Below are 11746 nucleotides of genomic sequence, written 5' to 3'. Positions count from 1 at the left end.
TTAAAGTATAAAAAATTCATTATTATATTAAATGAAGACATAAAAAAAATGCCTCAAATAAATTTGAGGCATTCTGATTTATTTTGAAAAAAAATCTTAAGCTTGTACGTTGTTACCTCCTAATACGAAAGGCTCAACTTCTTTGATTTCTCCAAATTGCTGCTCGTAGTTAGTGATGTTTTGTTGAAGAGCAGAAAGTACTCTTTTAGCGTGAAGCGGAGCAAGAATAATTCTTGATCTTACTTTAGCCTGTTGTACACCTGGCATTAATTGGATGAAATCTACAACGAATTCAGATGGAGAGTGGTTTACCAATGCTAAGTTAGCATATACTCCAGCAGCTACCATTTCGTTTAATTCGATGTTGATGTTTCCATCTTGAGGATTTTGATTGTTGTCCATTGTTATAAATTATGTTTTTTAAATTCGAAATTTGAGATTGTGAAAATATAAAAATAAATCCAAACCTCAAATTTCAAATCATTAATTTTAGTTAAGGTCTTCAAATTCTTTTTTAGAACCTACAATTACATTCTGGTATTCTTTAAGACCTGTACCTGCAGGGATTCTGTGTCCTACAATTACATTTTCTTTAAGACCACTTAAGAAGTCTACTTTACCAGCAACAGCTGCTTCGTTCAGAACTTTAGTGGTTTCCTGGAATGATGCTGCAGACATGAATGACTTAGTCTGAAGAGCTGCTCTTGTAATACCTTGCAATACAGGCGTTGCTGTAGCAGGAAGTGCTTCTCTAACTTCAACTAAAGCTTGATCTTCACGCTTCAACTTAGAGTTCTCATCTCTTAATTCTCTTGCAGTAATCATCTGACCTGGTTTGAATTCTTTAGAATCACCAGCTTCAACTACCACTTTAAGACCAAACACTCTGTTGTTTTCTTCCAAGAAATCAAATTTATGCTCTAATGCACCTTCAAGGAACTGAGTATCACCTCCGTCTACGATAGATACTTTCGTCATCATCTGTCTTACGATAATTTCGAAGTGCTTATCATCAATTTTTACCCCCTGAAGACGGTAAACTTCCTGAATTTCGTTTACTAAATATTCCTGAACTGCAGTTGGGCCTTTAATTCTTAAGATGTCATCCGGAGTAATTGAACCGTCAGAAAGTGGCGAACCAGCTCTTACGAAGTCATTCTCCTGAACAAGGATCTGGTTGGAAAGTTTTACAAGGTAAATCTTTCTTTCTCCAGTTTTAGCCTCAACAATAAGTTCACGGTTACCTCTCTTGATTTTTCCGTAAGAAACTACCCCATCGATTTCAGTAACAACCGCCGGGTTTGAAGGGTTTCTTGCTTCGAATAATTCGGTAACTCTCGGAAGACCTCCGGTGATATCCCCTGCTTTTGCAGATTTTCTTGGGATCTTGATCAAGACTTTACCAGCCTTAATTTTTTCACCATCGTTTACCATTAAGTGGGCTCCTACCGGTAAGTTGTAACCTTTTTGCTCAACTCCTTTAGAATCTACCACTTTCAGAGTAGGTACGGCTTTCTTATTTCTGGATTCAGAGATTACTTTCTCTTCGAATCCTGTCTGTTCGTCAATTTCAAGCTGGAATGAAATACCCTGGATGATATCCTCGTATTCTACTTTACCAGCAGTTTCAGCAATGATTACCGCGTTATATGGATCCCATTTCGCAATAAGATCACCTTTCTTCACTTTATCACCAGATTTAACGACTAACTGAGAACCGTAAGGTACGTTAGTAATCATTAATGGTGTTCTCTGCTCATTATCGGTAACCAATCTGAATTCTGTTGTACGGGAAACTACTACTTCCGCAGTATTACCGTTTTCATCTTCAGAAGTAATTGTTCTTACTTCATCCAATTCTACGATACCGTCTCTTCTTGCAACAATAGATGGGTTTTCTGAAACGTTCGTGGATACACCCCCTTGGTGGAAGGTTCTCAACGTAAGCTGAGTACCTGGTTCCCCAATTGATTGAGCTGCAATTACACCTACCGCTTCACCCATGTGGATCATTTTACCTGTTGCTAAGTTTCTACCGTAACACTTCGCACAGATACCTTTCTTAGTTTCACAAGTAAGCGGAGAACGAACTTCAACAAATTCTAAACCTGCTGCTTCAATTCTCTTCGCTAATGCTTCATTAATTACCTGGTCTGCTTCAGTGATTAACTCATCTGTTTCAGGATCATAGATGTTGTGAAGAGAAACTCTACCTAAGATTCTTTCGGAGATCTTTTCAACGATCTCATCATTTTTCTTAAGTGCAGTCACTTCAGTACCTCTTAAAGTACCACAGTCGTCTTCTGTAACGATAACGTCCTGAGCAACGTCTACCAATCTTCTTGTTAAGTAACCAGCATCGGCTGTCTTAAGAGCGGTATCTGCAAGACCTTTACGGGCACCGTGAGTAGAGATAAAGTACTCAAGGATGGAAAGACCTTCTTTAAAGTTTGCCAAGATCGGGTTTTCAATAATTTCCGCACCGGTAGAACCAGCTTTTTGCGGTTTTGCCATCAAACCTCTCATTCCGGATAACTGACGGATCTGTTCTTTGGAACCCCTCGCCCCGGAATCAAGCATCATATATACAGAGTTGAATCCACCTTGATCGGTTTTCATTCTACCCATGATCATTTCAGTTAATCCGGCGTTGGTATTAGTCCAAACGTCGATTACCTGGTTATAACGTTCTGTATCTGTAATCAGACCCATGTTATAGTTGGCTCTAATTTCGTCTACTGCTTCAATGGACTGAGCAATCATTTTTTTCTTCTCAACAGGAACTACAATATCTCCAAGTGAGAAGGAAAGACCTCCTTTAAATGCATTTGAATATCCTAAATCTTTCATTGCATCCAGGAACTTCACCGTTGTAGGGAAGTCGGTATCAGCAAGGATCTTACCGATCACATTTCTTAATGATTTCTTAGTCAGAAGTTCATTGATATATCCTGATTGTTTAGGAACAATCTGGTTGAATAAGATTCTACCTACGGAAGTTTCGATCAATCTTGTTACTAATTCTCCGTTTTCTTTAACAGGCAGTCTACATCTTACTTTAGCGTTTAATGATACTCTTCCTTCAGCATAAGCGATTTCCGCTTCTTCCGGAGAATAGAATGCAAGACCTTCACCTTTTACTTTCATATCTTCTGTAGAGCTCAATTCTTTGGTCATGAAATAAAGACCAAGAACCATGTCCTGAGAAGGTACAGTAATAGGAGAACCGTTTGCAGGGTTCAAGATGTTCTGAGAACCCAGCATCAATAACTGAGCTTCAAGGATCGCTTCAGGACCTAACGGTAAGTGTACCGCCATCTGGTCACCATCGAAATCGGCGTTGAATGCTGTTGTTACCAACGGGTGAAGCTGAATTGCCTTACCTTCGATCATCTTAGGCTGGAATGCCTGGATACCCAGTCTGTGAAGAGTAGGTGCTCTGTTCAGTAGAACAGGGTGACCTTTCATCACGTTTTCAAGGATATCATATACTACAGGCTCTTTTCTGTCGATGATTCTCTTTGCAGATTTCACCGTTTTTACAATACCTCTCTCGATCAGTTTTCTAATGATGAACGGTTTGTAAAGTTCTGCTGCCATATCTTTAGGAATACCACATTCGTGAAGCTGTAAGTTTGGACCTACAACAATTACGGAACGCGCAGAGTAGTCTACCCTTTTTCCTAGTAAGTTCTGACGGAAACGACCTTGTTTACCTTTCAATGAATCAGAAAGTGATTTCAATGGTCTGTTTGATTCAGATTTTACGGCAGAAGATTTTCTTGTATTATCGAATAATGAATCTACTGATTCCTGAAGCATACGCTTCTCGTTTCTCAAGATTACTTCCGGAGCTTTGATCTCTAATAGTCTTTTCAGACGGTTGTTTCTGATAATAACTCTTCTGTAAAGGTCATTTAAGTCAGAAGTTGCGAAACGTCCTCCATCCAATGGAACCAATGGTCTTAGTTCTGGTGGTATTACTGGAAGCACACGCATAATCATCCACTCCGGTCTGTTGATCATTCTTGTATTGGCACCTCTTAATGCTTCTACAACGTTCAATCTTTTAAGAGCTTCAGTTCTTCTTTGCTTGGAACCTTCATTGTGAGCTTTGTGTCTTAAATCGAAAGACAATGCATCAAGATCGATTCTTTTTAACAGATCTTCAACAGCTTCAGCACCCATTCTGGCGATGAATTTGTTTGGATCGGAATCATCAAGATACTGGTTTTCCACAGGAAGAGTGTCCATGATATCAAGGTACTCTTCTTCTGTAAGGAACTCCATATTATCGAAGTCGGAACCGTCTAATTTTTTAGCAATACCCTGCTGAATCACTACATATCTTTCGTAGTAGATGATCATGTCTAATTTCTTAGAAGGAATTCCTAAAAGGTAACCGATTTTGTTCGGTAATGAACGGAAATACCAGATGTGCGCAATAGGCACTACAAGGTTGATGTGTCCGATTCTCTCTCTTCTTACTTTTTTCTCAGTAACTTCTACTCCACAACGGTCACAAACGATCCCTTTGTAACGAATTCTCTTGTATTTACCACAAGCACATTCGTAATCCTTTACCGGACCAAAGATTTTTTCACAGAACAAACCGTCTCTTTCAGGTTTATGTGTTCTGTAGTTAATAGTTTCCGGTTTTAAAACTTCCCCTCTTGATTCCTGAAGAATCGATTCCGGTGAAGCTAAACCGATGGTTATTTTATTAAATCTACTTGATTTATTTTTATTTGACATTTTTTAGATTTTAGATTTTGGATTATAAATTTTGGATTATAAATTCTGAATTGATTCAAAATTCAACACTCAAAATTTAAAATTATTCCTCAAGTCTTACATCAAGTCCAAGTCCTTGTAATTCGTGAAGTAATACATTGAATGATTCCGGAATACCTGGTTCAGGCATCGATTCACCTTTTGCAATTGCTTCATAAGTTTTTGCTCTACCAATCACGTCATCCGACTTCACAGTCAGAATCTCTCTCAGGATATTTGATGCTCCAAATGCTTCAAGAGCCCAAACCTCCATCTCTCCGAATCTCTGACCTCCGAATTGAGCTTTACCTCCTAACGGCTGCTGAGTAATCAATGAGTAAGGACCAATAGAACGTGCGTGCATCTTATCATCAACCATGTGTCCTAGTTTCAGCATATAAATAATACCTACTGTAGCCGGCTGAGTAAATCTTTCTCCTGTACCACCATCATAAAGGTGAGTGTTACCGAATTTCGGAAGACCAGCTTTTTCTGTATATTCAGTGATCTGATCAAGGCTTGCTCCATCGAAAATTGGTGTAGCGAACTTCAGACCCAGTTTCTGACCAGCCCATCCAAGAACTGTTTCATAAATCTGTCCGATGTTCATACGGGAAGGTACCCCAAGTGGATTCAATACGATATCTACCGGTGTTCCGTCTTCAAGGAATGGCATATCTTCTTCACGAACGATTCTTGAAACGATACCTTTGTTACCGTGACGTCCTGCCATTTTATCCCCTACATTCAACTTACGTTTTTTAGCGATATACACTTTTGCCAATTTCATGATTCCTGCAGGAAGCTCATCTCCGATAGAAATAGCGAACTTCTCACGGTTTTTAACTCCTTGGATATCATTGAACTTGATTTTATAGTTGTGAATTAACTGTTTTACCAATTCATTCTTATCGTTATCTACAGTCCAGTCTGCACCGCTTACGTTTACGTAATCTTCAACTGAAGTCAATAATTTATGAGTGAACTTCACACCTTTACCGATGATTTCTTCATCAAGGTCATTGGTAACTCCCTGAGAAGTTTTACCGCCTACCAGTGTGTTTAATTTTTCAATTAAAGTGTTTCTCAACTCATCAAACTTAGCCTTGTAAGTGTTTTCAATTTCTTCAAGCTTAAGTTTTTCTTCAGTTCTTTTCTTTTTATCTTTAATATTTCTGGAGAACAATTTTTTATTGATCACAACACCTCTTAATGAAGAATCTGCTTTCAATGAAGCATCTTTTACATCACCGGCTTTGTCACCAAAGATGGCTCTAAGAAGTTTCTCTTCCGGAGTTGGGTCAGATTCACCTTTTGGCGTAATCTTACCGATCATAATATCACCAGGCTTCACTTCAGCTCCAATTCTGATCATACCGTTCTCGTCAAGATCTTTAGTTGCTTCTTCAGAAACGTTAGGAATATCTGCTGTCAGTTCTTCCATACCTAATTTGGTATCACGAACTTCAAGTGAATACTCATCAACGTGGATTGAAGTAAACCAGTCTTCACGTACTACTTTTTCGTTGATTACGATGGCATCCTCAAAGTTATATCCTTTCCAAGGCATGAAGGCTACCACTAAGTTTCTACCAAGAGCTAATTCTCCGTTTTCAGTAGCATAACCGTCGCAAAGTACCTGTCCTTTATGCACTGTTTCACCTACTCTTACGTTTGGTCTCAGTGTAATTGTTGTACTCTGGTTGGTTTTTCTGAACTTAGTAAGATGGTAAGTTTTAGTAGCAGATTCAAACTGTACTAAATCTTCGTCAGCGCTTCTTTCATATTTGATGGTGATCTTATCAGCATCTACATATTCTACAAGACCTGTACCTTCAGCATTGATCAAGATTCTAGAATCTTTGGCAACCTGCTGTTCCAGACCTGTACCCACGATTGGAGCTTGTGGCTTCAATAGAGGAACTGCCTGACGCATCATGTTGGATCCCATCAATGCACGGTTCGCATCATCATGCTCCAGGAACGGAATCAATGAAGCTGAAATACCAGAGATCTGGTTTGGAGCTACATCGATAAGGTTAACCTGAGATGGCTCAACTACCGGGTAGTCACCATCTAGTCTTGCAATAATCCTGTCTGTTAAGAAATCACCGTTATCAGTCAATTCTACGTTCGCCTGAGCAATTACTTTATCTTCTTCGTCTTCTGCATTCAGATAAATAGGATCTGCAGTAAGGTCTACTTTACTATTCTCTACTTTTCTGTATGGAGTTTCGATGAAACCTAAGGTATTGATTTTAGCATAGATTCCTAGAGATGAAATCAAACCGATGTTTGGTCCTTCCGGAGTTTCAATCGGGCAAATTCTTCCGTAGTGGGTATGGTGAACGTCACGAACCTCGAAACCTGCTCTTTCTCTTGATAAACCACCAGGCCCTAGTGCAGAAAGTCTACGCTTGTGCGTGATCTCTGAAAGCGGGTTGGTCTGGTCCATGAACTGAGAAAGCTGGTTGGTACCAAAGAACGAGTTAATTACTGATGTTAATGTTTTTGCATTTACAAGATCAAGTGGAGTAAAGATTTCGTTATCTCTAACGTTCATTCTTTCTTTGATCGTTCTTGCAATTCTTGAAAGACCTACACCGAACTGTCCTGCCAATTGCTCACCAACAGTTTTAATTCTTCTGTTTGATAAGTGGTCAATATCATCAACCTCAGCTTTAGAGTTAACAAGCTCGATCAAGTGTCTTACAATAGCAATGATATCTTCTTTTGTAAGAACTTCAGTGGTAGTTGGAATATTAAGACCTAACTTTTTGTTTAGTCTGTAACGTCCTACTTCACCAAGTGAATATCTTTGCTCGGAGAAGAATAATTTTTCAATGATTCCTCTTGCTGTTTCCTCATCTGGCGGATCTGCATTTCTTAACTGACGGTAAATATACTCTACCGCTTCTTTTTCAGAGTTGGTAGGGTCTTTCTGTAATGTATTCTGGATGATAGAGAATTCATTGCTGTTTTCTTTGTGAATCAGGATAGATTTCACACCAGCATCAAGAATAAGATCTAAATGTTCTTTTTCAAGAATAGTTTCTCTGTCCAGGATGATTTCGTTTCTTTCAATAGAAACTACTTCACCTGTATCTTCGTCTACGAAATCCTCGAACCAAGTGTTCAATACTCTCGCAGCCAATGTTCTTCCTTCTACTTTCTTAAGGGCCGCTTTAGAAACTTTCACTTCTTCAGCAAGGTCGAAGATCTGAAGGATATCCTTATCAGATTCGTAACCGATCGCTCTTAACAGGGTAGTTAATGGTAACTTTTTCTTACGGTCGATATATGCGTACATAACGCTGTTGATATCGGTCGTAAATTCCATCCAAGATCCTTTGAAAGGGATAATTCTTGAATAGTACAGTTTAGTTCCGTTTGCGTGGTAAGTCTGTCCGAAGAATACACCAGGTGAACGGTGAAGCTGCGTAACAATAACTCTTTCAGCACCATTGATGATGAAAGATCCACTAGGCGTCATATAAGGAACCGGGCCTAAATACACATCCTGAACCACAGTCTGGAAATCCTCGTGCTCAGGGTCTGTACAATACAATTTAAGTCTTGCTTTAAGAGGAACTGAATACGTCAATCCTCTTTCCACACACTCGTTAATTGAATAACGTGGAGAATCTACCAGATAATCAAGGAATTCCAATACGAACTGATTTCTAGAATCGGTGATCGGGAAGTTTTCCTGGAAGGTTCTGTATAAACCTTCGTCTGTTCTGTCTTCTGGAAGGGTATCAAGCTGGAAAAAATCTCTGAAAGACTCTAACTGGATGTCCAGGAAGTCAGGAGTGATAATTTTTCCTTTAGCTGATGAGAAGTTAATTCTCTGATTCCCCCTTGTAGTTGCTGTTGTTTTACTCATAAAACTTTTAAGAAAGGGTTAAAAAATATTTTGATTCATTAAAAAATATCAGGAAAGAAAAAGAAAAAGAGAGAAAAGATAAAAGACTTCATAATGTTTGGCGCTATTAGAAATCGTCTTTATTCTTTGTTCTTTATTCTTACAATCTAATCCTAACTGCAACGCTGGTATATCTTTTCACAGCGTAATGCAAAATATTTTTATTTACTTTTGAGGCAGAACTAGCCGCAGTATCTATATACGAGAAATCCCTTTCATTATTTTCCATGAAAGAGTTGATTTTCAATATTTTATAGATTTACAAACAATTATTCGCGCCAAAAGAGGGACAAAGGTACGAAATTACATTCATATAGACAAATAAAACCTCTTCATTTTGAGAGCATTAAAAGTTTTCAAATAAAAAAGGCCGTCCCGAAGGACAGCCTTTCATTTTATAAAATGTGAAAATTATTTTACAATGATCTTATAAGATTTCATTGTTGATTTAGTTTCTATTTTTACAATATAAACACCTGCCGGTAGTGAAGCTGTATTAATTTCAGCATTACCAGAGAATTTATCTGATTTGATTAATTGCCCTTGAGCAGAGAATAGTGTATAAGTTCCTGCTTCGCCAGATTTAACGTTTAAGTTTTCACCTGATTTAACCGGGTTAGGATACACACTAATATCACTTGCAGTTGAAGTAACATCTGAATCAGCTATTCCTTTACCTGACTTCGCCAAAGCACTCTTTAACTGAGCAGCGTAAGGAGATAATGGAGAATCAGGGGCTCCTCTCTTTACAAGATCTGTATCCACAACAGCCTGGATACCATCTTTATCCACATCATTGATTCTGGAAATAAATCCTGAACCAAGGTCATCCAGGTTACCTTTACCAATAGCATATAAATCGAAGCTTGCACCGTTTGAGGTAAGATCTACAAAATCAAGATCAGCATCTCCATCAGTATTTTTAGTAGCATATTTCAATACACCCGAATCCGGAGAAGTTTCCAAAATATCAGCAATACCATTAGCACCTACAGCCACACCTAAATCTATAACACCATTATGATCTGCATCAATCTGATCAATTACTGATGTTGGAACACCTGATTCAAATAAATCAAGAATACCATCATTATCAGAATCTAAATCCAAATAGTCAGCAATACCATCACCTAAAGTAGGAATAACAAAAAGATCTCCTTCTACGTCATCATTCTCAAATAAGCCATCATGATTCAAATCTTCAACAGCATCCAGAATTCCATCATTATCAGAATCAAGGTCACATGCATCCACAATTCCGTCACCATCTGTATCAATAGTAGGAGATTTGTCATTGACCGCTGTACATCCTTCTGCACAATCCGGAATACCGTTACCGTTATTATCAATACTGTCATTACCGTTAGGACACTGATCGAAGCAGTTTGGCACTCCATCATTATCATCGTCTCTGCTTGCAAATGCATTATAGATATAGTAGTTTTGAGGAATACGTACCCCCGTACCACTATAGAACGTCACTTTAATACGGTTGAAAGGTTTGGTCGCCTTACCTCCTACATAAAATTTATTGGAATCTGTAGTGAAGAAATTTCCACTAATTAAGCTTCCTGTACTTGTGAAAATGTCTGTCTGAGTATTATTATTGTAAAGGGTTACCGTAATATTTTCAAGAACACTCACCCCGATTAGATTCGCAGCTTTTTCCAATGTAAATCCAGCATACGTATTAGCAGGAAGTAAGCTATTGGTACTTACAGTTGCATATGCTGAGAAAATACTTAACAATGAAGCAGCGGGAATAGTTGCTGTAGCATAATTAGATGTATTGGTATCTACAATAGCCGCTGGGTTTACCATTTTTGCTAAAATAAGACCAAAAAGTCCAGGACCGGAAGTCCAGTTAGTTCCTGATACAAGATTTCCCTGAATTGCAGAACCACTTGTCTGGATTTTATCATTACATTCACAAGATGCAGGCTCCTCAAATGCATAATATACTTTTAAAGATCCCAGATTAACACCTAAGGTCTGTGTAACTTTCAAACGCACTTCGTTAAAAGGCTTAGTTGTTGTCACTGAAACTTTTTGTTTTCCGGTACCAAAGCCCAGAACTTTAATGTTAATTAAACCACCACCATCAGATAATGTTCTAGAATCCTGAAGCTGGCCATATAAATAAGTTTCTACTGTAATATTTTTTAAGAACTCTGCACTTAAAAGTTTTCCTTCATCGTCAGGAGAGATCACAAAACCTGCTTTGTTTCCTGCCGGATAAACCTGATTTTTATCCAATACTCCTACTGAGTAAGATCCAAGAAGTCCAGCCGGCAATACAATTGATCCGTAAGAATTCTTATCTCCGTCCCCTATTCTTTCTCTGTTTTGAACAAAAGAAAGCGGAGCAATGAAGCTGCTGCTTCCTGATACGTTTCCATCTACACCGCTTCCCGCAATAATATCATCACAGATTCCATTGTTATCAACAGGAACTTTAGTAGGATCAAATGCAAAGGCATAATATACATTCAGTGCACTGAATATAGACAGTACATTGGTTTGGTATAGTCTTACTTCGTCAAATTCTCTTGTCGTTTTCATATGCAGGAAAATTCTGTTTTTGCTTCCTCCGAACGCAGGAACAGACAATAAGGTACTGCTTGTAGTAGATTCCTGAAGCACTCCATTTTTGTAGGTACTGATTCTTAATGAACTTAACAGGTCTACTGTGATAAAACTTGTCCCCAAATCCACATTAAAACCTGTAATGTATCCTGCAGAATAAGTAGTATTTGTGTTTTTCACAGATATACCGTTTCCACTTACTAAAGAAGCAAAGTTCCCCATACTTACACTATTATCCAGATTCGCATCTATTACAGGATTCATACTCCCGTTATAACACGCCAAGCAAATACCTGAATTATTTACAGGTTTAGCTTCTACCCCCATCCCTCGGATAGGCTCATAGCCTTTTTGAGCAGATACTGCCGCTGACATCATAAATATCATCAGCATGACTACAAATTTCTCGAATAATTTTTTTGCCATTTTTTTTGTTTTTGTTTTTATTAAGTTTTGTGTTTA

4 protein-coding genes are annotated in these 11746 nt (G+C 38.3%); all 4 read right to left on the bottom strand.

What is annotated here, in order from left to right:
- Positions 1 to 96 precede the first annotated feature (96 nt).
- Entirely contained in the window at positions 97 to 402 is a 306-nt protein-coding gene (locus ACTJIV_RS14890; RefSeq protein ID WP_034702050.1) for a DUF3467 domain-containing protein, read from the bottom strand.
- A gap of 87 nt (positions 403 to 489) precedes the next feature.
- A complete protein-coding gene (gene rpoC, locus ACTJIV_RS14885; protein ID WP_111955359.1) occupies positions 490 to 4755 on the bottom strand; it encodes a DNA-directed RNA polymerase subunit beta' in 4266 nt (1421 codons plus the stop codon).
- Positions 4756 to 4837: 82 nt separating this feature from the next.
- Positions 4838 to 8659, bottom strand: a complete 3822-nt coding sequence (gene rpoB, locus ACTJIV_RS14880; protein WP_111955361.1) for a DNA-directed RNA polymerase subunit beta — start codon at positions 8657 to 8659, stop codon at positions 4838 to 4840.
- A 450-nt stretch (positions 8660 to 9109) separates the two neighbouring features.
- Positions 9110 to 11710, bottom strand: a complete 2601-nt coding sequence (locus tag ACTJIV_RS14875; protein WP_440628374.1) for a T9SS type A sorting domain-containing protein — start codon at positions 11708 to 11710, stop codon at positions 9110 to 9112.
- Positions 11711 to 11746 lie beyond the last annotated feature (36 nt).

The organism is Chryseobacterium sp. 22532, from assembly GCF_052044665.1.
GTDB classification, from domain to species: Bacteria; Bacteroidota; Bacteroidia; order Flavobacteriales; family Weeksellaceae; genus Chryseobacterium; species Chryseobacterium lathyri.
The sequence above is the reverse complement of the archived record's forward strand: the minus strand, read 5'-3'. Positions and strand labels throughout refer to the sequence as shown.

Excerpts from the sequence above, each read along its gene's own strand:
- ACTJIV_RS14890 (WP_034702050.1), bottom strand. The coding sequence starts at position 402 with ATGGACAACAATCAAAATCCTCAAGATGGAAACATCAACATCGAATTA.
- rpoC (WP_111955359.1), bottom strand. The coding sequence starts at position 4,755 with ATGTCAAATAAAAATAAATCAAGTAGATTTAATAAAATAACCATCGGT.
- ACTJIV_RS14875 (WP_440628374.1), bottom strand. The coding sequence starts at position 11,710 with ATGGCAAAAAAATTATTCGAGAAATTTGTAGTCATGCTGATGATATTT.
- rpoB (WP_111955361.1), bottom strand. The coding sequence starts at position 8,659 with ATGAGTAAAACAACAGCAACTACAAGGGGGAATCAGAGAATTAACTTC.